A 24,164-nucleotide genomic window follows, 5' to 3' on the forward strand; every position below is an offset into this window, starting at 1 on the left:
TTTTTCCTTTTTTATCAAGTGTATAGCAAAACGCCAGCATGCGCTATAGAAAAAGCCGGCTGTCTCAGCCGGCTCGTTCACATTATAATTCTCTTCTCAACGCTGTCAGCACGTTGGTTTTGGTTGCTTTTCTCGCCGGGTTCATTCCGGAAATGACTGCGACCCCTCCGCAAATCACAACGGCAATGATCACAAGGCTCGCCGGGATGTAGGAGAATGTGTAATTCAAGTCGCCCGCATCGCCTCCGCTTGTGGCCGCGAGAATCATCGGAACGGCCAGGTTGACAAGGTAGCTGACGCCGTAGGAAATGATAATTCCAATCACACAGCCTAAAATCCCGATATACGCGCTTTCCATCAGGAACATTCGGCGAATGATAGACGGACTCGCCCCAATCGCTTTCATAATGCCGATCTCTTGTGTTCTCTCTGTCACCGCCATCGTCATCGTGTTAAAAATGCCGATCGCTGAAATGATAACTGCGATACATCCGACAAAGATCAGTCCGATTTTGAAGACCATGAAGAAGGTGTTGGCCCCCTCAAGTTCGGTAGTCACTGATGTGACATAGTACCCGTCATCTGTTAGATCATTTGTCAGCTGTTCCACATTCTCAAACTTATCAGCAAAAACGCCAATCTTAGTTTCAACATTTCCGTCTTTGAAATCTAAGAATTCCGAAAAATCTTTTTTGAATTGATCACTGATAAAAATGTTTGAGTCCTCCATCCAGTCTTGAGATGGTTTTTTTGTAATACCGACAATTTTAAAGTCATATGTTTTTGTTTTTGTAACATCCCCTGTTTTAGGATCTGTCTTCGATACACTTAGTTCTATTGTTTTATTCAGAATATCTTTCGTATAGCCCTTTGGTTCTTTTATATCTTCTGGATTTCCTTTTGCTTCCTCGATTTTTTTGTTATAATCTTCCGATTCTTTTTTCGTTAATAATCTCTTTGCGAAGTCGTATCCTACTACGATTTCATTTTCCGACTTTGCGACTCTTCCCTTTTCCAATTCCATATTGGCCTTTAATTCATCATTCATATTAGTAAAAATGAGATTTGAGCTTTCATTTGTACGATTGCCTAAAGTAGCTTTGTTTGGTTCATACACTTGCGTTCTTTCTACAACTGACCTTACGTGATCATACTTCTCTAAATCAGCTTTTTTAATAGGCTTGTCTCCTTCCTTGCCCATTACACTGACTTTCGTTACAACCTGCTGGCTCATTGTCATATCTGTAATTGTCTTTTGAATCCCAAACCCAACGGACGACAGCACAACCAAAAACGCACACGCCATTGTTGTCGCAAGAATCGTCATAAAGACGCGAAGTCTGTTTTTCTTCATATTTCTTCTGATAAAATGAACCTGATCCTTAAACCTCAACGGTAATTCCTCCTTTTAGCACACCATCATGAAGCTGAAATTTTGAATGTCCGATAGAAGCGACTTCATCATCGTGAGTAATGATCACAAATGTAATGCCACGCTCACGATTCAGCTGCTGGATCAATTCCAGCACTTCATGTTCCGTTTCTGAATCAAGGCTTCCCGTCGGCTCATCCGCTAAGATAATCGAAGGATTTAAAATCAACGCTCGAGCAATACTGACACGCTGCTGCTGGCCGCCTGACAGTTCATTCGGATAATGAGCGGCATGGTTTTCCAGACCGACGCGTTTCAGCATGTCCTGCACCTTTTGCTTCCGCTCAGATGGCTTGATTCCTTTTAACGCCAGCGGCATTTCCACATTCTCATACGTTGTTAAGCCCGGAATGAGCTGAAAGCTTTGAAAAATAAACCCGAAATGGTCAAGCCGAAATTGCGCCCATTCCTTTTCATTAAACCCCGTAACATCAGTGCCATTAATGACAATCCGCCCTTTTGTCGGCGATATGTAGCCGGAAATCAAATTCAAAAGCGTTGATTTCCCTGAGCCGCTTCGCCCGACAATACAGGCGATCTCACCTTTCGCCACACGTAATGAAACATCCTTCAATACTGGAACTTCATTCTCACGGCCCTTTTTTCCGATCGTGAAAGAATGGTCGATATGCTGAACATCAATCATATGTTCTCTCTCCCTTACAAAAGTTTCATTTTTTTATAAATCGCAAAATAACTAATCAAGAAACCGATTACCGCACCTGTACCCATGCCAATGAGATAACCGGCAAAGCTCTCGCTTGCCGTAAAACCAAAATAGCCGAAGCCCATGATTCCTATGATAATAACGATGATCTGCACCGGGCGGTTAAGCGGCTTCCATAAGAAGAAATATCCGTTTCTTTCATTAGACAGTTTGACAAAGCTAATATAGCCGATAATGTAAAAAATGATAGTCATGATAGCCGGAATGACTAAATAATATGGTGAATTCTCAGCCCATTTCGAGTCTACATAAATTATCGGAATGAAATACTGCACCCATTTAGGTACTGGACCATGGATAAAATCTATTGATCCGCCAAAAAGGATCTCCAGGTTGATTGCAGGCAGGCTGATGAGCAAAAATGGCGAAATGGCCACGGTAAATGAGACCAAAAGCTGGGCAAAAATATTTCCTGTCAGAGCTCCTCCTGCCATAACTAGCGAATAAGCCAGCATGCTGATGATGATCATTCCAAGGCTGTAATTGTGAAAATAATCGGCCTGATCAGGCTTCAAAAGCATGATCAGCAAAACAGATAAAACATAACCTATGAGTTGCGGTATCACAATCACCATTCCGCCATTAAGGAACTTCGCATGAAATATCTGCCCTCTTGTATACGGAAGGCTTAATGTAAAATCAAAAAAGCTCTTGCTTCGTTCAATCCCTAGCTGGCTGACCGCCAAAACGACTCCCCAAATCCAAAACAATGAGATAAATGAGCTGTTTAAATAATCAACGCTGAATACGCAGGGGCCGACCCAATTTTCTTTTCCAGTGACACAGCCTTGATAGATGAGATACATATTTAAAATTGATAATGGATTACCCAATATAAAAACCAAAATGGTGATAACTAAGGCGACTTTATTCTGCCGCCACTCTTTGTAAAGCAGTCCTGAATCCGGCAACTCACTTCCCTCCAAACCTAAGGCATTTCTTACACTTTTGTTTTCTTATAAATAGAGAAGTAGCTCACAAAGAATCCAGCCACTGCCCCAATGATCATACCCAAAATATAACCAATAATGGAATGTCCGGTATAGTATCCAAATAAACCAAATCCAAGGATGCCGAAAGCCATAACCAGAATTTGCACCGGACGGTCTAATCTGTTCCATAAGAAAAAGTGTCCGTTTCGTTCACTGGGATGCTTTTTGAAGCTTATCAAACCAATCAAGTAAAACAGAATGCTCATGGCAGCTGGAATCATTAAAATATATTTACTATCGATAAGCCAGTCACTTGCAACATAACCAATGGGCACAAGATATAATAAATTGCTCGTCAGAGAGAAATACACCTCCGGGGAAGGAAATATTTCCCATATATTCACACCAAAAACAACTTCAAAGTTTCCAACCGGCAATGCAACAATTAAATATGGCAATACCGCAGCAGCAAATGCCGTTAATAACTGGGCAAAAACATTTCCCGTTAATGCACCAGCAGCCATCAACAAACAATAAGCCATAAAACTAATCACAATTACTCCAACGCTGCTGTGCTCAAAAAAGTAGACGTGTTCAGGGTTATAGACAAGAATCAGCAGCCACGCAAATAAAAAGCCAATTAATTGCGACACCACAATCACAAAACCGCCTAACCAAAATTTCGTCTGAAAAATTTGGCTTCTGTTATATGGGAGGCTTAATATAAAATCCATCGTGCCTTTCGAACGTTCCATTCCGAGGAAGCAGACCGCCAAAATGACCCCCGGCACCCAGTTGATATCTATTAGATTGCTTCTATGATAATTCACAATAAATTCACAATATTGCGGGTCTTGATGAGCCAGACACCCTTGATAAGACAAATACGTATTAACGATAGAAAGCGGATTTGCCAACACTAAAAACACGATACTTAACAAAATCACCACTTGATTCTGTTTCCACTCTCGATAGAGGAGACCTCGGTCTACCATCTCCGCTTCCCTCCAAACTTCGCAATGAACACTTCTTCCAGGTTGACAGGAAGCTCATTCCATACTTTTGGCTTCAGCTCTCTCAAAAAGCTCTTTTTCTCCTCATCGCTTTTCGGAATCAGCACTGTGTAAAACACGCCGGCCTGATCGAGCATCGGAATGTTTTGCTCTCTGATGGCCAAATTGACATCTGTATCGAAAGCCATTTGAATTTTAATGTATTCTTCTTTTAACTCATCAAGATCCATGACGTTGGTCAGTCTACTATCTTCGAGAAAACCAATTCGGTTGCACATCCGTTCAATGTCCTCAAGGCGATGGGAGGTGATCAGGATGCTCGTATCACGCTCTGCCACTTCATCGACCATCAGCTGCAGCACATCATGCCTTGTCACCGCGTCTATTCCATCCGTCGGCTCATCAAGAAGGATCAGCGCCGGTCTCGCCGCAAACGACAGAACGAGGGACAGCTGTTTTTTCAAGCCTGTCGACAGTTCGCGATATTTTTTCGTTTCCGGAATTTCGTACCTGTTCATCAGCTCATTCGCGTACGTGACATCAAATTTTGGATATATTCTTCTCAAAATATCGACTAACTGCTTGTATGTATACTTATCGTAAAAAGGATTTTGAACAGGCATGTAGATGATATTTTGTTTGACCTTCGGGTGCTTTTTGATTTCTACGCCGTCAAATAAAATCGTTCCGCTGTCAGCGAAAATGATTTGCTGGATTAAGCGAAGCATCGTCGTTTTGCCCGATCCATTGCGTCCAAGCAATCCAAAGATTTCTCCTTTTTCGATTGTTAATGAAACATCTTTTAATACTTGATTGCCGTCAATCACTTTTGACAGCTGCCGCAGTTCAATCATTTTTTTTGCCTCCCTTCACATCAGCGCTGATTTCCTTTATCCATTCGTGCAGTTTTTCCAGCTCAACCCCTGCATAGTGTGCATCGATGATGAGCTGTTTGAGTTGCTCTTTAATCATCGTCATCTTCCCTTCAACCAGTGTCGTTTTTGCATTCTCCGATATATAGGTCCCTCTGCCCCGCAGCGTTTCAATAATCCCCTCTCGCTCAAGTTCTTTATACGCTTTGCTGACAGTGTTCGGATTCGCAATAATGATCGTTGCCAATTCTCTGACAGAAGGAAGCTTATCACCAGGCTTCATGATCCCTTTCAAACAAAGCTCTTTCATTTGCTGAATAATTTGTTCGTAAATGGGTGTTGAGCTTCTTGGATCGATTTGAATCATTTACTTCCCTACTTTCTATACGATCTGAACCTTTTATAGATAAAAATGATCAATTATACTTTTTTGCCATTCAAAACCGATCATCACAAGAACAAGAAAAAAAGAACAAGCGATCACAGATGCCGCAATCAGCATTGGCACGTTACGTTTGTTTCGATTTTTACGTTTCATAACTGCCTCCCTTAACGTCAATATATAAAAGATTTTATATTAGTGTCTATAGTGTATTACTTCAATTAGTACACTTAATACAATAAATACTTTGACTCACAAAGTCAATCCTTTTTTTACAAAAAAACGGACCCTTTTAAAAGGGTCCGTTTTCCTACACATCAAGAGGGTGCTGCAGGATCATATTATTTTGCAAAGATTGAAGCTGAAGTCTCATTCTGTACAGCTGTTCTCTTTGCTGATCATTTGACGACAGCCATAGTTTATTCAAGGCATTTACCGCATCTTCTAGCTGCATTTGTGCATCACTATATTCTTGATCGTTATAATGCTCTTGTTTAGAAGCGATTTTCAGCTGTTCTTCAGCATAATCATAGGCCTGCATACATTGCTGGAGATGTTCATCTACTGATTGTCTTGTTGCCACAGTAACCCCTCCTCTTGGTAATGGAAATCATCCATCATTCATATTGTAGCCTCATCTGACTTTATTCAATAAAGTAATTTATGGTCGATATTCATTTGTTCTCTTGTGAAATGCGTGCTACAATTTTAGGATGCAATCGTACGCAAGGAGGCACATGAATTGTGATGCAGAACAATCCTTTTCCTTATTCAAATACGGAAAAACGCTATCATACATTGAATTATCATCTCAGAGAACATTTCGGCCATAAGGTGTTTAAAGTAGCGCTTGACGGCGGTTTTGACTGTCCGAATCGGGACGGCACCGTAGCCCACGGAGGCTGTACTTTTTGCAGCGCAGCAGGCTCCGGCGATTTTGCCGGGAACCGGGCCGATGATTTAATTACGCAATTCCATGACATCAAAAACCGCATGCACGAAAAATGGAAGGACGGCAAGTACATCGCTTATTTTCAGGCTTTCACAAACACTCACGCCCCGGTTGAGGTGCTTCGTGAGAAATTCGAATCCGTCCTCGCCTTAGATGATGTGGTCGGCATTTCGATCGCCACACGCCCGGACTGTCTGCCTGATGATGTCGTTGATTACTTGGCAGAGCTGAATGAACGTACGTATTTGTGGGTGGAGCTTGGGCTTCAAACAGTTCATGAACGGACTGCACTTCTGATCAACCGCGCACATGATTTTAACTGCTACGTGGAAGGCGTCAATAAATTAACAAAACACGGCATACGTGTCTGCTCGCATATTATCAACGGGCTGCCTTTGGAAGACCGGGACATGATGATGGAAACGGCAAAGGCCGTCGCAGATTTGGACGTCCAGGGCATTAAAATCCATCTGCTTCACCTACTGAAAGGCACGCCGATGGTCAAGCAATATGAAAAGGGCAAGCTGGAATTTCTTTCTCAAGATGATTATGTGCAGCTCGTGTGCGATCAGCTTGAGATCATTCCGCCTGAAATGATCGTCCACCGCATTACAGGTGACGGACCGATTGAGTTGATGATCGGGCCAATGTGGAGCGTCAACAAATGGGAAGTTCTTGGCGCCATTAATAAAGAGCTAGAAAATCGAGGCAGCTATCAAGGAAAGTTCTTTCAGCGCCTTGAGGAGGAATCAGCGCTATGATTTTGAAGAAAATTCTCCCTTATAGCAAAGAACTGCTGAAAATGGCCGCGGGAGAAGGAGATATTGTCGTAGATGCGACAATGGGTAACGGACATGATACACAGTTTTTAGCGGAGCTTGTTGGTGAAAACGGCCATGTGTACGCATTCGACATCCAAGAATCAGCCGTGGCCAATACAAAGGAACGGCTCGGTGACATGTATCAAGCGCGAACAACGTTATTTCACAAAAGCCATGATAAAATCGCTGAATCCCTCCCGCCTGAAACACATGGCAAAGTGGCGGCCGCGGTATTTAACCTCGGCTATTTGCCGGGCGGGGACAAATCAATTACGACAAACGGAAGTTCCACGATCAAAGCAATTGAACAGCTTCTCAGCACCATGAAAGATGAAGGTCTGATTGTTCTCGTCGTCTATCATGGCCACCCGGAAGGCAAAGCTGAAAAAAACGACGTGCTTGAGTTTTGCCGGGACTTGGACCAGCAATCAGCCCGTGTATTAACATACGGATTTATCAATCAGCAAAATGACCCGCCATTTATTGTCGCCATCGAAAAAAAAGCTCAGATCAGCAAATGATTTGAGCTTTTTTCTTTGAGTTTTTCATCCAGGACATTTTTTGAAATTTCCGGTAGGCTCTGCCGTTGATATAAAAGAAAAGGGAGGTTTTTCCGCTGGCTTTGATCAGCTTCTTTGCGAGCCGGCCCATTTCCTTTTGGCCTGCCACTTTATCATCTGACAAATAAACACCAAGCAAGCCGCGATTGATTAAACGATGGAAGTTTTCATGCGGAATGCCTTGTAGATGCTCGTCGGCTTTATGGATAAAGTGTTCAAGCCGATTCATCATCTCTTCATGAGACTGATAATACGAGCAGAAATTCAAGTCTCCTTCCAGCAAGTCCTCCTCTTGATCAATCAAATAATCAAGAAGAATATGAAGACCCTGTATGTAAGGAAAATAACTGTCGCGGATTTTTTTAGCGGTGCTTTCTGTGAAATCAGGCTGGAACGAATACGCAACCAGACAGAAAATGCCTAACGTTGAGCCTGCACAGGCTGAAAATTCATACCATTCCATCTCAGGCAGCTCTGATTCATATTGAGTAAACCACTTTTCAAGCCGCGGAACACGCTCATGCTCAATAACGTGCTTATGCACCTGCAAATCGCAATAATAGCCGCACAGTTCAAGCAGATAAGGTTTAATCATGTCATAGTGCTCAATGGAACCAAGGACACGCTGGCACGTTTTGACCAGTTCGTGCAGATATCCGCTGTCATCCTGTTCTTCCCTGAATTGATAATAATTTTGCAGTTCCGCTCCCACTGTCAGTGCGTCCTGCATTGAGGCATGGAGCATCCGAAAATCCTGCGGGTCCAGCGAGGTGCTGCGGTCACATAGATTGTCCAAATAATCACTAATCGTTTGATACGCGATGATAAACTCGACACATTTCTGCTTTTGGCTGCCTGACAATAAGGCCAGTATGCCGCCGCCTTCACAGTGAAACGTTTTGTCCCGAATACTTGCGGTTGCCTGTGCTTTCAATTCACTGTTATGAATCGATTCTGATTTTTGCTTCCATATGTCCAGCTCTTGATGAACGAGCGGAAAAATATCTCGATATACCTTTGTCATCAATCCAAAAGGATGTTCCGGTACTGTCAACACATGCACCCCCTACTAGTTCAAATATATTGATCAGTAAACGCTCTTGCTGCTTTAAAGACATCTTCTCTCTCGGGTTCATTGAAGATCTCATGGTAAAGCCCTTCCCACTCTCTGTATGCTTTATTATGAGAAGCAACACCATTAAACCACTTGATGACCATCGTTTTGTCAACAAGCTTGTCATCACCGGCTTGCATCACAAGAAGCGGAACTTTCAAAAATGCCTCTGTCGGCACCATTGCCGATTCAATTGTCTTTAAAAGCTCTCTGTACCATCTGACAGAAACTTTCCTGACGTATAACGAATCATTTTGGTCAGCCTCGATGACGTCCTCATTGCGCGTCGCCATATCAATTGATAATCCCGAATCAACCTTAAGTGACGGAGCGATGACATTCAGGCCTTTTGATGCAAGATCAAGCGCTTTATTGACTTTAATTTGCAGTCCGAGACACGGTGATGATAAAATAATTCCCGTAATCCGGGGATTTCTTTGCTGTTTAACCCATTCAATCGCGACCAGACCGCCCATGCTGTGACCTAGCAGAAAAACCGGCAGATCAAAGGTTCGCGCTTTATCTATCCAAGCATCTACTTCATCAATGTATTCTTGAAACGAGCGAATATGCCCTCTCGCTCTTGTCGTTGTTCCCTGTCCAGGCAAATCGCCCATGACAACGTGATAACCCGAAGACCGCCACATTTCAATCAGCCATTTATATCGTCCGTGATATTCACTTGCCCCGTGAATGATTACAATCACTGCAACAGGTCTGTCTGCTTTCCAGGTCCACATGCTCTTCACCTCATACGAAATTTAAATAGAGAAAGAAGGATGAATCTTATGATCTACCCTTATAAGGAACACAAGCCAGATATCCACCCAACAGCCTTTATAGCTGATAATGCAACAATTACCGGTGATGTCGTTATCGGAGAACAGTCCAGCATTTGGTTTTCTGTTGTCATAAGGGGAGATGTTGCACCGACCAGAATCGGAAACAGAGTCAATATCCAGGATTTAAGCTGCCTTCATCAAAGCCCGAACAAGACGCTACTCATTGAAGATGACGCCACGATAGGCCATCAGGTTACACTTCATAGCGCTGTTATCCGCAAGAACGCCTTAATCGGCATGGGCTCAATCATTTTAGACGGAGCCGAAATTGGCGAAGGCGCTTTTATTGGTGCCGGCAGTCTTGTCCCGCCCGGAAAAATCATTCCGCCTGGCCATCTCGCCTTTGGCCGCCCTGCAAAAGTCATCCGCCCTTTGACGGAAGAAGACCGGAAAGATATGCAAAGAATACGGTCAGAATATGTAGAAAAGGGCCAATATTATAAATTTCTTCAACAAACATAAGACCTGCTTCGTCTTACTTTACCATTTTTCAAATTATATTTGAAAGCAATAACCATCGTTAACCCGGACGTCATCACAGTTCGGGTTTCGATTTTTCCATAAAACGTTCACATATAGCATGAAACGTATGACTTTTATCTTATCACAAAACTATAAACAGCCTCTGCAAAAACACATACCTATTCTTTCCTGTTCTCTATTTTCTATGAGCACACACAAAAAGAGCCCACTGGGAGCTCTTTTTGTCAGCTGATATTTCGTTCGCTGGCAGCAGCCGCATTTTTTTTGTGAAACCCTTTTCCATAGTACACAGCCAGCAAGATGAGAAACCATATCGGCCCGATAATCACGGCTACTCTTGTATCAGGGCTGTAAGCCATAAGAATGACAACGAATGTTAGAAATGCCAATGACACATAAGACGTAAACGGAAATAAAGGCATTTTGTACTTTAATTGTTTCTTTTCTTCAGGCTTCAAACTTTTCCTGTATTTGATTTGAGAAAGCAAAATGATCGCCCACGTCCAAATCGCTCCGAACGTCGCAATACTTGTAACCCAGGTAAATACCTTCGCAGGGACAACGTAGTTTAACAGCACTCCGACTAATAAAGCGCCCGCAGAAGCCAGAACAGCTTTACCCGGGATGCCGCCTTTCGTCAGCTGACCGTATGCTTGTGGGGCCTCTTTCTGTTCCGCCAAGTTAAACAACATCCGCCCTGTGCTGAAAATACCGCTGTTGCATGAAGACAGCGCGGCTGTCAACACGACAAAGTTAATGATGCCTGCAGCTGATGGAATGCCCACTTTTTGGAACGTGAGAACAAATGGGCTTCCCTGAGAGCCAATTTCCTGCCACGGATAAATAGACATAATGACGAATAAAGCGCCTACATAAAAAATCAAAATCCGCCAAAATACTGTATCAATTGCTTTGGCTAACGATTTTTGCGGGTTTTTCACCTCGCCAGCCGTCACCCCGATCATTTCAATCCCTAAATAGGCGAACATGACCATTTGAAGAGACAATAGAACCCCTTTTAAACCATGAGGGAAAAATCCTCCGTTGTTCCACAAATTACTGATTCCAGTTGCAATGCCCCCATTACCGACTCCTGCAATAATCATCAATAAACCGACAGCAATCATGGATAAGATCGCAACAATTTTAATCAATGCGAACCAAAATTCCAGCTCACCGTAAGCTTTGACAGCCAGGAAATTAACACCCGTCATAATGACCAGCGCCGATAATGCCCAAATCCAGTTTGGCACGTCCGGAAACCAGAACCCCATATAGATGCCGACAGCAGTAATTTCGGCCATACAGGTGACAACCCATAAAAACCAGTAGTTCCACCCTGTTAAATAGCCTGCAAGCGGTCCCAAATAATCACGCGCATACCTGCTGAAGGAGCCTGCGACCGGTTTTTGAATGGCCATTTCCCCAAGCGCTCTCATAATAAAAAACATGACCAGGCCGCTTGCGGCATACGCTACCAAAATACCAGGCCCTGCTAATTGAATAGCTGATGCGGAGCCGAGGAACAACCCTACTCCTATAGCAGCTCCTAAAGACATTAAAGAAATATGCCTTTCTTCGAGTCCGCGGTGCAGCTCTTGTTTTTGTTTTTGCATGCTTTCTTCTCCCCTAGAAAAAAATATCATTAAATCATTTTTCTGAATATTTCGTATGAATTGGGTAAACCAATGATGATGGAGAAATAAAAGGATAACAACAAGGCTTTCGACTACTCGAAAGCCTTGTTGTCTGTTACACAAAGATGACTTCTTTAGGCTGATGGCTCAGCTCTTCAGGCATATACCGTTTTTCAATATTGATGCTGTGCCAGATCATAAAGATCAGTACAGTCCAGATTTTACGGCTGTTATCAGCCTTGTCCGCACAATGGTCTTCAAGAAGCTGAAGGACATAATCCTTATGGATATAAGCATCCGTTTGGCTTTCCTGGATAATATTCCGCACCCATTCGTTCATTTCGTTTTTCAGCCAATGACGGATCGGTACAGGGAAACCAAGCTTTTTGCGGTTTAATACATGCTCAGGCACAATTCCTTCAGCGGCTTTGCGAAGAAGATACTTCGTCGTGCCGTTCTTCGTTTTCAGCTCATCAGGAATTTTTGAAGCGACGTCGAATACGACTTTATCCAAGAACGGCACACGCAGTTCCAAAGAATTCGCCATCGTCATTTTATCCGCCTTTAACAAAATGTCGCCGCGCATCCAAGTGTGGATATCGACATACTGCATTTTGTTGATATCGCTGTACGAGCTGCTTTCTGTAAAGTAAGTCTTCGTCACATCGCGATATGAAAGGTTCGGATTATAATGCTTCAACAGCTGCTTTTTGACAGACTCTTCAAAGATTTTCGCGTTACCGATATAACGATCCTGAAGCGGAGTACAGCCGCGCTCAAGCAGGCTCTTTCCTCTCATACCTTCAGGCATAACGGCAGCAACGTGCAGAAGCATCTTTTTCAGGCCGGACGGAATGCGTTCAAACGGTTTAAGCGAAAGCGGCTCACGGTAAATGTTATATCCGCCGAAGAGCTCATCCGCTCCTTCACCTGATAAAGCAACCGTTACATGTTTTTTCGCTTCTTTTGCAACAAAGTACAACGGAATCGCTGCCGGATCAGCAAGCGGGTCATCAAAATGCCATACGATCTTCGGAAGCTCATTCATGTATTCCTCAGGCGAAATGACTTTGCTGATATTTTCAATGCCCAGCGCCGCTGCCGTTTCTTTCGCTACATCAACCTCACTGAAGCCCTGCTGTTCAAAGCCGACAGAGAATGTTTTTAAGCTTGGATGAAATTCCTTCGCAACAGACACAATAAAGGAAGAATCAATCCCGCCAGACAGGAACGAACCGACAGGAACGTCACTTCTCATATGAACGTTTACAGAGTCATAGATCGCGTCTCTGACTTCTTTCACAAGCTTGTCTTCTTCAGTCTGAACCGGCTTGAGGTTCGCTTTGAAATACGTTTTGAATGTGATATCGCCGTCCGGGCGGATTGTGAACTGTGAACCCGGCTCTACTTTTTTCACATGGGCATCAAGCGTGCTCGGTTCAGGAACAAATTGGAAAGACATGTACTGCTGCAATGCCTCTTTATCTATTTCAATATCATTCTGAGCAACCATTAAACTTTTTCTCTCTGAGGCAAAATAAACCTGATCATTGATTGTTGTATAGTACAACGGTTTAATGCCGAATGGATCTCTTGCTCCATAAAGCACATGATCGTTTTTATTCCAAATCAGAAAGGCAAACATACCGCGCAGTTTGGACGCCGCTTCTTCTTTATAGTGACGGTAAGTCGCAAGAAGAACCTCTGTGTCCGAATCCGTGTTGAATGTGTACCCCTTTGCTTCAAGTTCTTCTCTCAGTTCAATATAGTTATAGATTTCTCCGTTAAAGATAATCCAATATGTTTCATCTTCATATGATAAAGGCTGTCCGCCATTTTCTACATCAATAATGCTGAGCCGTCTGAATCCGAAGCCGACGTGCTCATCATGGAAATATCCATCACTGTCAGGACCGCGGTGAACGATCATTTGGTTCATTTGTTTGATTAGTTCTTCTTGATCAGCGGTTTGAGCTAACGGATGCTTGTTAAAAACCCCGACAAATCCACACATAGTATTGCCTCCATAATTAAAATTGTCATCATTGAACCCCTATTTATAGACGCTGTGAATAGTATTTGGTTTCACAGTTATGTAAAAAAATAAACATGAATACAACGATAAAAAAGGGAAAGCCGCTTAACCAGTAAGCGGCTATAAAATTATTCTCCTAACGCTTCTTTACGCAGCTGCTCCGCTTTGTCTGTACGCTCCCAAGGAAGGTCAACATCGTGACGTCCAAAGTGGCCGTACGCAGCAGTTTGTTTGTAGATCGGACGGCGCAAATCAAGCATTTTGATAATGCCGGCAGGTCGTAAATCAAAGTTATTGCGAACAACTTCAATCAGTTTTTCCTCAGAAGCTTTTCCGGAACCGAATGTGTTGATTGAGATTGACACAGGCTGTGCAACACCGATCGCGTAAGCAAGCTGTACTTCGCAAGAATCAGCAAGCTCAGCCGCAACGATGTTTTTCGCAACGTATCTTGCCGCATAAGCTGCAGAACGGTCTACCTTCGTCGCGTCCTTACCTGAGAACGCGCCTCCGCCGTGGCGTGCATAGCCGCCGTACGTATCAACGATGATTTTGCGTCCTGTAAGTCCCGCATCCCCTTGAGGGCCTCCGATTACGAAACGTCCTGTAGGGTTGATGAAATATTTTGTTTCTTCATCAATCAGCTCTTCAGGAACAACCGGATTGATTACATGTTCTTTAATGTTGCGCTGAATTTGCTCAAGTGTAATTTCAGGGTGATGCTGAGTTGAAATAACAATCGCGTCAATGCGGACTGGTTTGTTATTTTCATCGTACTCAACCGTTACCTGTGTTTTGCCGTCAGGGCGAAGGTACGGAAGAATATCTTCTTTACGGACTTCACTTAGGCGGCGGGCTAATTTATGGGCAAGTGAAATTGGAAGAGGCATAAGCTCTTTCGTTTCGTTGCACGCATAACCGAACATTAATCCTTGGTCACCCGCACCAATCGCTTCAATTTCTTCGTCGCTCATTGTGCCTTCACGGGCTTCAAGCGCTTGGTCTACGCCCATCGCGATATCAGCAGACTGCTCATCAATTGATGTTAAAACCGCACAAGTTTCCGCATCAAATCCGTATTTTGCACGTGTGTATCCGATTTCTTTAATGGTTTGGCGAACCGTTTTCGGAATGTCAACATACGTAGAAGTTGTGATCTCTCCGCTTACAAGAACCAAACCTGTTGTCACAGATGTTTCACAAGCAACACGCGCGTTAGGGTCTTTCTTTAAAATTTCATCTAAAATACTGTCAGAAATCTGGTCACAGATTTTATCCGGATGCCCCTCCGTAACAGATTCTGATGTAAATAAACGACGATTTTTACTCATGATTTGCTTCCTCCTGCACAAGGCCTCCCGAAAGACCTTGTATATATGATACGGAACTCGCTCCCTCTTATACAATGTACAGTTATATTAGAGAATGTTAATTGGCATATTTATGAAATAAAAAAACCTTTTCCATCGAGGAAAGGGTTTGGTCTTTGTGCCTTTCACTCTTATCGCTCAAGGAATCATACAACCTTGCAACAGGTTAGCACCTTGGTTGTCTCACTCAGTTGAACATAATAAATAACAGAGAAACCGGTTGCTGGGCTTCATAGGGCCTGTCCCTCCGCCAGCTCGGGATAAGAGTATCCGCTCAATGAAATATCTTATCGTAAAAGGGTTTGCAATGTCAATATGATTCAGAAGAAATAGGCACCTATATTGAGGGAAAACAATGGAAATGCACACACAAAAAATAATAAATAGTATAGACTATTTGAAAATATATGTTATACTAATTAACAATTAGCAAAACACAAAAAACGATAAAGGAAGGTTTCATATGAACTCAGTTGATTTGACCGCTGATTTACAAGCCTTATTAACATGTCCAAATGTGCGTCATAATTTATCAGCAGCACAGCTAACAGAAAAAGTACTTTCCCGAAACGAAGGCATTTTAACATCCACAGGTGCTGTTCGCGCGACAACAGGCGCTTACACAGGACGCTCACCTAAAGATAAATTCATCGTGGAGGAAGAAAGCACGAAAAATAAGATCGATTGGGGCTTGGTGAATCAGCCCATTTCAGAAGAAGCGTTTGAGCGGCTGTATACGAAAGTTGTCAGCTATTTAAAGGAGCGAGATGAACTGTTTGTTTTCGAAGGATTTGCCGGAGCAGACGAGAAATACAGGCTGCCGATCACTGTCGTAAATGAGTTCGCATGGCACAATTTATTTGCGCGGCAGCTGTTTATCCGTCCGGAAGGAAATGATAAGAAAACAGTTGAGCAGCCGTTCACCATTCTTTCTGCTCCGCACTTCAAAGCGGATCCAAAAACAGACGGCACTCATTCCGAAACGTTCATTATTGTCTCTTTCGAAAAGCGGACAATTTTAATCGGCGGAACTGAGTATGCCGGTGAAATGAAGAAGTCCATTTTCTCCATTATGAATTTCCTGCTGCCTGAAAGAGATATTTTATCTATGCACTGCTCCGCCAATGTTGGTGAAAAAGGCGATGTCGCCCTTTTCTTCGGACTGTCAGGAACAGGCAAGACCACCCTGTCGGCAGATGCTGACCGCAAGCTGATCGGTGACGATGAACATGGCTGGTCTGATACAGGCGTCTTTAATATTGAAGGCGGGTGCTACGCTAAGTGCATTCATTTAAGCGAGGAAAAGGAGCCGCAAATCTTTAACGCGATCCGCTTCGGGTCTGTTCTCGAAAATGTCGTTGTTGATGAAGATACACGCGAAGCCAATTATGATGATTCCTTTTATACTGAAAACACGCGGGCAGCTTACCCGATTCATATGATTGACAACATCGTGACTCCAAGCATGGCTGGCCATCCGTCAGCAATTGTATTTTTGACGGCTGATGCCTTCGGAGTCCTGCCGCCGATCAGCAAACTGACGAAGGAGCAGGCGATGTACCATTTCTTGAGCGGTTACACGAGTAAGCTTGCCGGAACCGAACGTGGTGTAACGTCTCCTGAAACAACGTTCTCTACATGCTTCGGCTCACCGTTCCTGCCGCTTCCTGCTCACGTCTATGCTGAAATGCTCGGCAAAAAGATCGATGAACACGGCGCAGACGTTTTCTTAGTCAATACCGGCTGGACCGGGGGCGGCTACGGCACAGGCGAACGAATGAAGCTTTCTTACACTAGAGCAATGGTCAAAGCAGCGATTGAAGGTAAATTAGAGGATGCAGAAATGATAACTGACGATATTTTCGGCCTGCACATTCCGGCTCATGTTCCTGGCGTTCCTGATCATATCCTTCAACCTGAAAACACATGGACCAACAAGGAAGAATACAAAGAAAAAGCAGTCTACCTTGCAAATGAATTCAAAGAGAACTTTAAAAAGTTCGCACATACCGATGCCATCGCCCAGGCAGGCGGCCCTCTCGTATAAAAAACAAAAGCCAAGAGCAATTATGCTCTTGGCTTGTTTTAATTGACGGAATGCAAAGAAGTCAGCTTATATGTAATGATGGTCCGGCCATCTTCCCATTGAAGCTTCTGCACTTCAGCTGTGCCTGACTTTTCGCCAAACTTTGTTTTGCGTACATCCATTGGAATCTCCATCGGATATACTCGGTATCCGTCCTTCTCTAACGTGAATATATTCTCATCTATGCGAACTTCTTTTCCTTTTGTCACAATCAGTGTATTAAATTCAACAGGCATTCCCAAAGTGAAATCCCCTTTCGTTCTCTTTTTTCTTTATCATAACATATTTCACTGTCAGCGGTTTTTCATCCATTGTGTGAGCTGCCGTACGATACGCCGGTTTTCTTTTGGCGGGAAATAATGTGTGAATGTACTGTAGTACCATGTCTCCACCGGCTTATGCAGTTGTTTTAGCTTCTCTTCAAATAAATAGGAATGCTGAATCGAAACATTTTGGTCTTTTTCTCCATGGATTAACAGCACGGGAACCTGAATTTTGTTTACTTGGTCAAACGGTGTCCTCCATTGATATTCCTCAGGCACCTTTTTCGGTGTTCCGCCGATGACTCTTTTCATCATTCGCCGCAAATCCTGCCGCTCCTCGTATGTAAGAATCATATCACTGACGCCTCCCCAGGAAACAAATGAAGCTGCCTGCCTGCCCATTTCGATAGCAGTAAGCATTCCCATAATTCCGCCGCGGGAAAAGCCGAAGATGTGGACTCTATCCTTCTTGACATTTGGGTGCTGCTGAAGCAGGCGAAAAGCAGAAAATGCATCCTCCCTGTCTTCTCCGGCAAAATCCTCATTGCCTTCTCCTCCTTGATTTCCTCTGTAAAAAGGAGCAAACACCACAAACCCTTGGGATGCAAACTGGATAATCCGGCCCGGCCGAACCATGCCCACGCTTTTTATCCCGCCGCGCAAATATAAAAATCCGTCATATTGTCCCGGTTCCGCCGGCTCAGCCAGAAGCCCCTTAACCCGTAATCCATTTGACAGGTAGCAGATCGTATACAAACGCACATGCTGGCTCGGCGACGGAAATCTACTTTTCTCTACAATCAAAACAGCCGCCTCCTTTTTTTCTATATGCTTTCCTTACTCCAAAATTACATCCGGAGAACCTGGTTAGGCATTCACACATTTTTATACCCATCATACGATATGTAAAGCAAAAAAGGATATTAACTTGATGCGAAATAAGGAGGTTGTCTATGTGAACAGATGGTTAAGGCTGGGCTTCGCCTGTGTCGGCAGTATCTTTCTCATGATCGCCCTGGCGGCTTGCAAGCAGGAAGAAACGCTCACCAAAGTCAAAGTAGCTGAAGTGACCCATTCAATTTTTTACGCACCTTTATATGTTGCTGAGTCTAAAGGTTTTTTTAAGGAAGAAGGGCTTGATGTCGATGTGAATACGACCTGGGGCGGAGACAAAACGATGACATCGCTTCTTTCCAACGGCTCCGACATCGCGCTTGTCGGGTCAGAAACATCTATTTATGTCGAAGCGCAAGGAGCTAAAGATCCCGTCATTAATTTCGCCCAGCTGACTCAGACAGACGGAACGTTTCTTGTCGCGAGAGAAGATGTTGAACACTTCGACTGGGATCAGCTGAAAGGAAAAACGTTTCTCGGTCAACGAAAAGGCGGCATGCCGCAAATGGTCGGCGAGTATGTGCTGAACAAACATAAGATTGACCCGCATAAGGATATAGACCTCATCCAGAACATAGACTTCGCCAATATTGCCAATGCGTTTGCTTCTGGAACCGGTGAGTATGTACAGCTCTTTGAACCGCAGGCTTCTCTCTTTGAGAAAAAAGGCATCGGCCATATCGTGGCTTCATTCGGAGAAGAATCAGGAGAGGTTCCTTATACGACTTTTATGGCGAAACAAAGCTATTTGAAGAAAAATGAAAGCACAGCCGTAAAGTTTACAAAAGCCATTTATAAGGCGCAGCAGTGGGTTGAAAATCATTCTGCGAAGGACATCACAGATGCCATTAAAGATGAATTTGATGATACCGACCCAGACGTCATCGAAACATCCATTGAACGCTATAAAAAACAGCATTCATATTCGCCAGACCCTCTGCTTAACGAAAAAGAATGGGAGCTTCTCCAAACCATTATGGATCAATCGGGAGAACTGCCGAAGCACATTCCATACAATCAGCTTGTAAATAAAGAAATTGCTGAAAAAGTCACCTCGGAGAAATAGGAGGCGCCATCTATGTCTTTCTTACATGTCGACCATGTAACCCATACTTATTTTTCTATTAAAGAAAAAACAACGGCTGTGCGGGATATTCATTTCGATGCCGAAAAAGGTGATTTCATCTCATTTCTCGGCCCAAGCGGCTGCGGAAAAACAACACTGCTTTCCATTATTGCCGGTTTGATTGAGCCATCAGAAGGCAGAGTTCTGATTGAAGGCCGTGAGCCGAATCAAAAAGAACATAATATTGGCTATATGCTTCAGCAGGATTACTTATTTCCCTGGAAATCTATCGAGGAAAATGTGCTTCTCGGTTTAAAAATCGCCGACACGCTGACAGAAGAAAGCAAAGCCGCTGCACTCGGTCTATTGCCGGAGTTCGGCCTCATAGATGTGGAGAAAAAATATCCGAAAGAGCTGTCAGGCGGGATGCGCCAGCGGGCTGCGCTTGCAAGAACACTTGCGCCTAACCCTAGTCTGCTTTTGCTGGATGAGCCATTTTCCGCGCTTGATTTTCAGACAAAGCTGTCTTTAGAAAACCTGGTATTCCGCACATTAAAGGAATATCAAAAAACAGCAGTGCTTGTCACTCATGATATAGGGGAAGCGATAGCGATGAGCGATACGATCTTTTTATTTTCAAATCAGCCGGGCACCATCCATCAGATTTTTACCATTCCTAAGGAATTGGCCGCAATGTTGCCTTTTGACGCCCGTCAGGAACCTTCCTTCCAGACACTGTTTCAAACGATATGGAAGGAGCTGAATTCTCTTGAGAAACAGCAAAGAAACCATTGATCTGCTTCACGAGCAGTATCAATTTAAACAGAAAAAGGAAAAGTGGAAGGTCCATTCCTTTCAGCTTGCCATATTTATTCTCTTTTTCTCGGGCTGGGAAACCTCCAGCAGGCAGGGCTGGATCGATCCGCTGATCTTCAGCTCTCCATCAGCTGTGTGGCGATTATTGCTGGAGAAACTTGGTGACGGTTCTTTACTGTCACACATCGGCGTCACTTTATTTGAAACGGTGCTTGGCTTTTTGCTTGGGACGTTTATGGGCACGTGCCTCGCCGCTTTGTTATGGTGGTCTAACCGACTTGCCAGAATTTTAGGTCCGTATCTTGTGATTTTGAATGCAATGCCGAAAGTGGCCCTGGGCCCGATCCTGATTGTCGCGCTCGGCCCCAGTTTTATCAGCATCATTGCGATGGGATCCATCATCAGCGTCATTATCACAACCATCGTTGTCTACACCGCCTTCCAGGAGGTCGACGAAAACTATACGAAAGTCATGAAAACATTCGGCGCAAAAAAGTGGGTTATTTTTAAAGAAGTCATACTGCCTGCATCCTCCCCCGCGATTATTTCAACACTAAAAGTGAACGTCGGTTTATCATGGGTTGGCGTCATTGTAGGGGAATTCCTCGTTTCGAAGGTCGGATTAGGATATATGATTATTTACGGATTCCAAGTCTTCAATTTTACACTCGTCTTCTTAAGCCTGCTGATCATCGCCATCTTCGCCACTCTGATGTATCAGGGCGTCGAGCTGCTGGAAAAGAAATGGACGAAGGGGAGGACATAAAAAACCCGGCACATGTGCCGGGTTTTTTATTCAATCCATCCAGATTCTTTCAGTTTTTTCAAACTGATCGGAAGTACGGAATCCTTCATAATAAAGCTGAATTTTTTATTGCGGGAAAGGTTCTCCGGAAGCTCGTGAAACAAAACCGGGCCTTTCGTTTCAAAGTAATCAGCTTGCTTTTCAAGCTTTTCTATATCTGCAAAATATATATTTTTTACAATCACTTTTTCTTTTCCGAGAACTTTATACTGTCCGAGATACTTGAGGCTTTTGACTCTCGCGCCCGTCTCTTCCTTTACTTCCCGGAGCGCAGCCTCTTCTGCGCACTCCATCGGCTCTACTTTCCCGCCTGGAAACTCATAGCCTCTGTCCTCATGTTCTGTTAAAAGCCATTTGCCGCCAAAACGGCAAATCACCCAGACATGCTTCGGGCTGTCCGAGAAAGGCTGATCGTCAAAGGAAAGCTGAACAGTATTCTGATAATAATCTTTAAACTCGTACATGTTTATCCCTCAAATCCGTTCCTAGCTATCTTCCATACATCATACCACAGTTACGTTTCTTCGGAAGCCTTTTATCAAAAAATAAGGGAAACCCAGCACGCCGTCAGGTTCTGCATGCAGACTAGCTCGTACAGTTTTTTTGCGATAGCTTTTGCCGAAAAGTGCGACCGACGCTCTGGGCTTTATTATGACCCGCGAACAGGGAAAAGTTACGGTTTGCGCTTAAATTTATTTTTTAACGTTTCTAAAAGATCGACAAGCATCTGAGGAACCGGTATGCCAAGAGAACTGGCTGTCACAACAATTTGCACAGATTCATAAAGAATATAAAACATAATAGCCAAGTCACGAATTGATCCCTCTGTATTCAGCAGCTGATCAAAAAAGTGGCATACAGAGATCAGAGCCAGCGTGACTAATTTTTTGACAAGCCGGGCAAATATCTTCTTAAACGACAGTTTGTGAATAATCGTTTCCTTCAAAGTCGTACTGATAAATTCAATTGCCATAAGAGAGAGCAAAATCAGAAATGAATACTGAAAACCTCCAAAGAAAAAACCCGCTGCTGAAACGCTGACTGCTATTAACGAAAAGATGCCAAAGTCTCTATCCATTTATCCCAACATCCTTTCACAGAAACGGCCTTACGATATTCTATGGAAAACAAGCCGAACGGATTGGATTTTTCAGAAAAATGGACTGGTTGTCGCCTATTTTTCAGATACAAAAAGAAAAGCCGGACGTCTTTTTTAAGACATCCGGCCGTTCTATTTTTGAACTTAACCTAGGTAAGCTTTTAGCATCCAGTTATGTTTTTCAATATTTTGATGGATCGCAAGAAGCATGTCCCCTGTTGTTTCGTCACCGACTTCATCAGCTAAATCCATGCCGTTTTTCAGCTCTTCCGCGATGACTGTGAAATCATCATATACGCTTTGAACCATTTGTTCAGCTGTTTCATTTCCAGCCGCTTCTTTGACAGAAGCCGTTTCTAAGGATTCCTTCATTGTTGCAATCGGTTTTCCGTTCAGCGCCAAAAGACGTTCTGCTAAGTCATCAATATAAGTTGCTGTTTCGTTGTACAGCTCCTCAAACTTTTCATGAAGAGTGAAGAAATCTTTTCCTTTCACATACCAGTGATAATTATGTAGTTTCACATACATGACCGTCCAGTTGGCTACTTGTTTGTTCACTGCTTGAATCAATTGTTCTGACATGGTATCTCCTCCTTGTTATATGACTATGTATACCCTTAATATCGTACGCTAAAACCTCTTTTTTACCCTTATCTGTCATGATTTCTTCTATTATGCTACAATTGTTAAAAAACGGGAGGTGGAATGTCATGACGCTTCTCATTACGATAAGTATTTTGATTGTGCTGGCTGTTTTGCTTGTAACCATTTGGACGACTGTAAAAGCCTATAATGTAAAGCATACCATTGATCCACCACAAGAAAATCACTCTGATTCACACAATCAATGATGATGTGAATGCTCCACTTCTGACTGATTGCTGGCAGCATCGGCGTCTCCGACTTGGACTTTTAAGGTCGGCATGCTATGCTGTTTTTTTGCTGTGACATGGGATTGGACAGTGTATACACCATCTTCCTTAAACGTCGTTTCCAATCGGTATACGCCTTTTTCTTGTTTCGCCTTAAACATTTGGCTGGCGTCTTTTTCCCCTTCTTTCCATACTTCAAACTCTACTTCATCGGCATCCGTCACAGCTTCATCACCATATGATACGGCTGCTTCATAAGCAGCGCTTTCTCCGGGATTTACTTTTTCAGGCCCGGTCAGCTTGACATCCAAAACCTCGGGCGTCTCAGCTGTATTTGCTTTGCTTTCACCAGATCCGCATCCATTAAGCAAAAAAGCAGAAAAAAGCAGAACAACCAACATCTTTTTCATGCCATCACCCTTTCATCGTTTACTTAAATAGTAGCAAACGCTTACAGCAAATGGTACACAAAATATGAGACGTCACAAAAAAGACCTTTTTGCTTAAGCGCAAAAAGGTCCTTTCTATTTTAGCCAAATACTTTTAGCAATTCTTCTTTATCCTGTGAAAGCCAGAAACGCATTAAACGTTTAGCACCTTCCAGATCATGAAGCTTCGCTTGGCCGCACTGCTTTTCATTCGCAGCTGGTATTTCTGTAATCTCTACCGCTTCCTTCATTGTGTCTTCAAGCAGATCAACGATTTCCGCTGATGTCGGCTCTCCGCTCACAACTAGATAATAGCCTGTCTGGCAGCCCATTGGAGAAATATCAATGATATCAAAATGATCGTATTTCTCAGCGTGAGAACGAATCGTAAACGCGAGCAAATGCTCGAGTGTGTGAATGGTGTCAGGCTTCATCGCCTGTTTATTTGGCTGGCAAAAACGAATGTCAAATTTATTTACAACGCCGTCTGTTCCCACTTTATGCACGCCGCAATGTCTTACATATGGAGCAACAACCGCATTATGATCAAGCTCAAAACTTTCTACTGAAGGCATAATGGCACTCTCCCCTTTTTTAAAAATGTAATTTTATTATAACATACTTTTCCGATAAGAATTATTGATTAACTTTTCAATCTGTGTT

Annotated in this window: 28 protein-coding genes and 1 riboswitch; of the genes, 8 read left to right on the forward strand and 20 right to left on the reverse strand. The window is 43.4% G+C overall.

Annotated features, from left to right (window positions below; translation table 11 throughout):
- Positions 1–82: 82 nt before the first annotated feature.
- From ytrF to AC07VD_RS13030, 8 genes are all read right to left on the reverse strand, one after another.
- Positions 83–1,393, reverse strand: a complete 1,311-nt coding sequence (ytrF, locus tag AC07VD_RS12995; RefSeq protein WP_038429494.1) for an ABC transporter permease YtrF — start codon at positions 1,391–1,393, stop codon at positions 83–85.
- Positions 1,383–2,078 (reverse strand): ABC transporter ATP-binding protein YtrE, encoded by a 696-nt coding sequence (ytrE, locus tag AC07VD_RS13000; RefSeq protein ID WP_014477726.1) that lies wholly within the window; start codon positions 2,076–2,078, stop codon positions 1,383–1,385. Before ytrE ends, ytrF begins: the two co-directional genes overlap by 11 nt.
- Positions 2,079–2,092: 14 nt before the next feature.
- A complete protein-coding gene (ytrD, locus tag AC07VD_RS13005; protein WP_086344222.1) occupies positions 2,093–3,070 on the reverse strand; it encodes an ABC transporter permease YtrD in 978 nt (325 codons plus the stop codon).
- A 29-nt stretch (positions 3,071–3,099) separates the two neighbouring features.
- Positions 3,100–4,086, reverse strand: a complete 987-nt coding sequence (gene ytrC, locus AC07VD_RS13010; RefSeq protein WP_124058871.1) for an ABC transporter permease YtrC — start codon at positions 4,084–4,086, stop codon at positions 3,100–3,102.
- The gene (ytrB, locus tag AC07VD_RS13015; RefSeq protein WP_494721758.1) at positions 4,080–4,958 is read right to left on the reverse strand and encodes an ABC transporter ATP-binding protein YtrB; all 879 of its coding nucleotides are present in this window, start codon (positions 4,956–4,958) and stop codon (positions 4,080–4,082) included. Before ytrB ends, ytrC begins: the two co-directional genes overlap by 7 nt.
- Positions 4,951–5,343: a GntR family transcriptional regulator YtrA gene (gene ytrA / locus AC07VD_RS13020; protein WP_003229121.1), complete on the reverse strand. Its 393-nt coding sequence runs from the start codon at positions 5,341–5,343 to the stop codon at positions 4,951–4,953. The genes ytrB and ytrA overlap by 8 nt, the downstream gene beginning before the upstream one ends.
- 33 nt (positions 5,344–5,376) lie before the next feature.
- Positions 5,377–5,514, reverse strand: coding sequence for a hypothetical protein (locus tag AC07VD_RS13025; protein ID WP_017695451.1), 138 nt, complete (start codon positions 5,512–5,514; stop codon positions 5,377–5,379).
- Positions 5,515–5,668: 154 nt separating this feature from the next.
- Positions 5,669–5,941, reverse strand: coding sequence for a YtzC family protein (locus tag AC07VD_RS13030; RefSeq protein ID WP_003229117.1), 273 nt, complete (start codon positions 5,939–5,941; stop codon positions 5,669–5,671).
- Positions 5,942–6,102: 161 nt separating this feature from the next.
- On the opposite strand from AC07VD_RS13030, the gene mnmL reads away from it, so the two are divergent.
- Together mnmL and mnmM are read left to right on the forward strand one after the other, a co-directional pair.
- Complete coding sequence (mnmL, locus tag AC07VD_RS13035) at positions 6,103–7,071, forward strand: tRNA modification radical SAM protein MnmL/YtqA (RefSeq protein WP_494721757.1); 969 nt, start codon at positions 6,103–6,105, stop codon at positions 7,069–7,071.
- Positions 7,068–7,652, forward strand: coding sequence for a tRNA 5-(aminomethyl)-2-thiouridylate-methyltransferase MnmM (gene mnmM / locus AC07VD_RS13040; protein ID WP_494721756.1), 585 nt, complete (start codon positions 7,068–7,070; stop codon positions 7,650–7,652). The genes mnmL and mnmM overlap by 4 nt, the downstream gene beginning before the upstream one ends.
- On the opposite strand, the gene AC07VD_RS13045 is transcribed toward mnmM, so the two are convergent.
- Positions 7,642–8,745: a tetraprenyl-beta-curcumene synthase gene (locus tag AC07VD_RS13045; protein ID WP_029318290.1), complete on the reverse strand. Its 1,104-nt coding sequence runs from the start codon at positions 8,743–8,745 to the stop codon at positions 7,642–7,644. The two genes, mnmM and AC07VD_RS13045, sit on opposite strands and share 11 nt — an antisense overlap.
- Before the next feature lie 20 nt (positions 8,746–8,765).
- Positions 8,766–9,545, reverse strand: a complete 780-nt coding sequence (gene ytpA / locus AC07VD_RS13050; RefSeq protein WP_004398545.1) for a phospholipase YtpA — start codon at positions 9,543–9,545, stop codon at positions 8,766–8,768.
- 48 nt (positions 9,546–9,593) lie between these two features.
- On the opposite strand from ytpA, the gene AC07VD_RS13055 reads away from it, so the two are divergent.
- Positions 9,594–10,109 (forward strand): gamma carbonic anhydrase, encoded by a 516-nt coding sequence (locus tag AC07VD_RS13055; RefSeq protein ID WP_004399093.1) that lies wholly within the window; start codon positions 9,594–9,596, stop codon positions 10,107–10,109.
- A gap of 245 nt (positions 10,110–10,354) precedes the next feature.
- Here the strand turns inward: AC07VD_RS13055 and alaP are convergent, their stop codons facing one another.
- The 3 genes from alaP to metK form a co-directional block, all read right to left on the reverse strand.
- Positions 10,355–11,746 carry an alanine permease AlaP gene (alaP, locus tag AC07VD_RS13060; protein ID WP_038429497.1) on the reverse strand — a complete coding sequence of 464 codons (1,392 nt, stop codon included), beginning with the start codon at positions 11,744–11,746 and terminating at the stop codon, positions 10,355–10,357.
- Positions 11,747–11,882: 136 nt separating this feature from the next.
- Positions 11,883–13,781 carry an asparagine synthase (glutamine-hydrolyzing) gene (gene asnB / locus AC07VD_RS13065; RefSeq protein ID WP_494721755.1) on the reverse strand — a complete coding sequence of 633 codons (1,899 nt, stop codon included), beginning with the start codon at positions 13,779–13,781 and terminating at the stop codon, positions 11,883–11,885.
- A gap of 149 nt (positions 13,782–13,930) precedes the next feature.
- The gene (gene metK / locus AC07VD_RS13070; RefSeq protein WP_003229102.1) at positions 13,931–15,133 is read right to left on the reverse strand and encodes a methionine adenosyltransferase; all 1,203 of its coding nucleotides are present in this window, start codon (positions 15,131–15,133) and stop codon (positions 13,931–13,933) included.
- 167 nt (positions 15,134–15,300) lie between these two features.
- Positions 15,301–15,439, reverse strand: a riboswitch (SAM riboswitch).
- 196 nt (positions 15,440–15,635) lie between these two features.
- Between metK and pckA the strand changes: the two genes are divergently transcribed.
- The gene (pckA, locus tag AC07VD_RS13075) at positions 15,636–17,219 is read left to right on the forward strand and encodes a phosphoenolpyruvate carboxykinase (ATP) (RefSeq protein ID WP_029726916.1); all 1,584 of its coding nucleotides are present in this window, start codon (positions 15,636–15,638) and stop codon (positions 17,217–17,219) included.
- A gap of 38 nt (positions 17,220–17,257) precedes the next feature.
- On the opposite strand, the gene AC07VD_RS13080 is transcribed toward pckA, so the two are convergent.
- Positions 17,258–17,500: a DUF2584 domain-containing protein gene (locus tag AC07VD_RS13080; RefSeq protein ID WP_003223304.1), complete on the reverse strand. Its 243-nt coding sequence runs from the start codon at positions 17,498–17,500 to the stop codon at positions 17,258–17,260.
- A gap of 51 nt (positions 17,501–17,551) precedes the next feature.
- Entirely contained in the window at positions 17,552–18,325 is a 774-nt protein-coding gene (locus AC07VD_RS13085; RefSeq protein WP_494721754.1) for an alpha/beta hydrolase family protein, read from the reverse strand.
- Positions 18,326–18,476: 151 nt separating this feature from the next.
- Here AC07VD_RS13085 and AC07VD_RS13090 point away from each other — a divergent pair, with 151 nt between their 5' ends.
- From AC07VD_RS13090 to AC07VD_RS13100, 3 genes are read left to right on the forward strand one after another with little or no spacing between them, the layout of a single operon-like run.
- A complete protein-coding gene (locus AC07VD_RS13090; RefSeq protein ID WP_024572900.1) occupies positions 18,477–19,481 on the forward strand; it encodes an ABC transporter substrate-binding protein in 1,005 nt (334 codons plus the stop codon).
- 12 nt (positions 19,482–19,493) lie between these two features.
- Positions 19,494–20,276 (forward strand): ABC transporter ATP-binding protein, encoded by a 783-nt coding sequence (locus AC07VD_RS13095; RefSeq protein WP_003229092.1) that lies wholly within the window; start codon positions 19,494–19,496, stop codon positions 20,274–20,276.
- Positions 20,251–21,063, forward strand: a complete 813-nt coding sequence (locus AC07VD_RS13100; protein ID WP_494721753.1) for an ABC transporter permease — start codon at positions 20,251–20,253, stop codon at positions 21,061–21,063. The genes AC07VD_RS13095 and AC07VD_RS13100 overlap by 26 nt, the downstream gene beginning before the upstream one ends.
- A 26-nt stretch (positions 21,064–21,089) precedes the next feature.
- Here AC07VD_RS13100 and ytkD read toward each other — a convergent pair whose 3' ends face one another.
- From ytkD to AC07VD_RS13115, 3 genes are all read right to left on the reverse strand, one after another.
- Positions 21,090–21,566 (reverse strand): RNA deprotection pyrophosphohydrolase, encoded by a 477-nt coding sequence (ytkD, locus tag AC07VD_RS13105; RefSeq protein WP_003229087.1) that lies wholly within the window; start codon positions 21,564–21,566, stop codon positions 21,090–21,092.
- A 209-nt stretch (positions 21,567–21,775) separates the two neighbouring features.
- Positions 21,776–22,180: a phage holin family protein gene (locus tag AC07VD_RS13110; RefSeq protein WP_024573054.1), complete on the reverse strand. Its 405-nt coding sequence runs from the start codon at positions 22,178–22,180 to the stop codon at positions 21,776–21,778.
- A gap of 165 nt (positions 22,181–22,345) precedes the next feature.
- Positions 22,346–22,783, reverse strand: a complete 438-nt coding sequence (locus AC07VD_RS13115) for a Dps family protein (RefSeq protein WP_003229083.1) — start codon at positions 22,781–22,783, stop codon at positions 22,346–22,348.
- 128 nt (positions 22,784–22,911) lie between these two features.
- On the opposite strand from AC07VD_RS13115, the gene ytzI reads away from it, so the two are divergent.
- Positions 22,912–23,052, forward strand: a complete 141-nt coding sequence (gene ytzI, locus AC07VD_RS13120; RefSeq protein ID WP_003229081.1) for a YtzI protein — start codon at positions 22,912–22,914, stop codon at positions 23,050–23,052.
- Here ytzI and AC07VD_RS13125 read toward each other — a convergent pair.
- Together AC07VD_RS13125 and AC07VD_RS13130 are read right to left on the reverse strand one after the other, a co-directional pair.
- A complete protein-coding gene (locus AC07VD_RS13125; RefSeq protein WP_024573053.1) occupies positions 23,046–23,483 on the reverse strand; it encodes a FixH family protein in 438 nt (145 codons plus the stop codon). The two genes, ytzI and AC07VD_RS13125, sit on opposite strands and share 7 nt — an antisense overlap.
- A 119-nt stretch (positions 23,484–23,602) precedes the next feature.
- Entirely contained in the window at positions 23,603–24,076 is a 474-nt protein-coding gene (locus AC07VD_RS13130; RefSeq protein ID WP_003219361.1) for an S-ribosylhomocysteine lyase, read from the reverse strand.
- Positions 24,077–24,164 lie beyond the last annotated feature (88 nt).

This window comes from Bacillus sp. GW821-FHT01G09 (genome assembly GCF_059422205.1).

What these genes read in the sequence shown, in the direction of transcription:
- AC07VD_RS13110 (WP_024573054.1), bottom strand. Translation starts at nt 22,180, where the DNA reads ATGGATAGAGACTTTGGCATCTTTTCGTTAATAGCAGTCAGCGTTTCA.
- ytkD (WP_003229087.1), bottom strand. Translation starts at nt 21,566, where the DNA reads ATGTACGAGTTTAAAGATTATTATCAGAATACTGTTCAGCTTTCCTTT.
- metK (WP_003229102.1), bottom strand. Translation starts at nt 15,133, where the DNA reads ATGAGTAAAAATCGTCGTTTATTTACATCAGAATCTGTTACGGAGGGG.
- AC07VD_RS13055 (WP_004399093.1), top strand. Translation starts at nt 9,594, where the DNA reads ATGATCTACCCTTATAAGGAACACAAGCCAGATATCCACCCAACAGCC.
- AC07VD_RS13095 (WP_003229092.1), top strand. Translation starts at nt 19,494, where the DNA reads ATGTCTTTCTTACATGTCGACCATGTAACCCATACTTATTTTTCTATT.
- AC07VD_RS13115 (WP_003229083.1), bottom strand. Translation starts at nt 22,783, where the DNA reads ATGTCAGAACAATTGATTCAAGCAGTGAACAAACAAGTAGCCAACTGG.
- AC07VD_RS13125 (WP_024573053.1), bottom strand. Translation starts at nt 23,483, where the DNA reads ATGAAAAAGATGTTGGTTGTTCTGCTTTTTTCTGCTTTTTTGCTTAAT.
- alaP (WP_038429497.1), bottom strand. Translation starts at nt 11,746, where the DNA reads ATGCAAAAACAAAAACAAGAGCTGCACCGCGGACTCGAAGAAAGGCAT.
- pckA (WP_029726916.1), top strand. Translation starts at nt 15,636, where the DNA reads ATGAACTCAGTTGATTTGACCGCTGATTTACAAGCCTTATTAACATGT.
- asnB (WP_494721755.1), bottom strand. Translation starts at nt 13,781, where the DNA reads ATGTGTGGATTTGTCGGGGTTTTTAACAAGCATCCGTTAGCTCAAACC.
- ytrC (WP_124058871.1), bottom strand. Translation starts at nt 4,086, where the DNA reads ATGGTAGACCGAGGTCTCCTCTATCGAGAGTGGAAACAGAATCAAGTG.
- AC07VD_RS13130 (WP_003219361.1), bottom strand. Translation starts at nt 24,076, where the DNA reads ATGCCTTCAGTAGAAAGTTTTGAGCTTGATCATAATGCGGTTGTTGCT.
- mnmM (WP_494721756.1), top strand. Translation starts at nt 7,068, where the DNA reads ATGATTTTGAAGAAAATTCTCCCTTATAGCAAAGAACTGCTGAAAATG.
- ytrE (WP_014477726.1), bottom strand. Translation starts at nt 2,078, where the DNA reads ATGATTGATGTTCAGCATATCGACCATTCTTTCACGATCGGAAAAAAG.
- AC07VD_RS13025 (WP_017695451.1), bottom strand. Translation starts at nt 5,514, where the DNA reads ATGAAACGTAAAAATCGAAACAAACGTAACGTGCCAATGCTGATTGCG.
- ytrA (WP_003229121.1), bottom strand. Translation starts at nt 5,343, where the DNA reads ATGATTCAAATCGATCCAAGAAGCTCAACACCCATTTACGAACAAATT.
- ytrB (WP_494721758.1), bottom strand. Translation starts at nt 4,958, where the DNA reads ATGATTGAACTGCGGCAGCTGTCAAAAGTGATTGACGGCAATCAAGTA.
- ytpA (WP_004398545.1), bottom strand. Translation starts at nt 9,545, where the DNA reads ATGTGGACCTGGAAAGCAGACAGACCTGTTGCAGTGATTGTAATCATT.
- ytzI (WP_003229081.1), top strand. Translation starts at nt 22,912, where the DNA reads ATGACGCTTCTCATTACGATAAGTATTTTGATTGTGCTGGCTGTTTTG.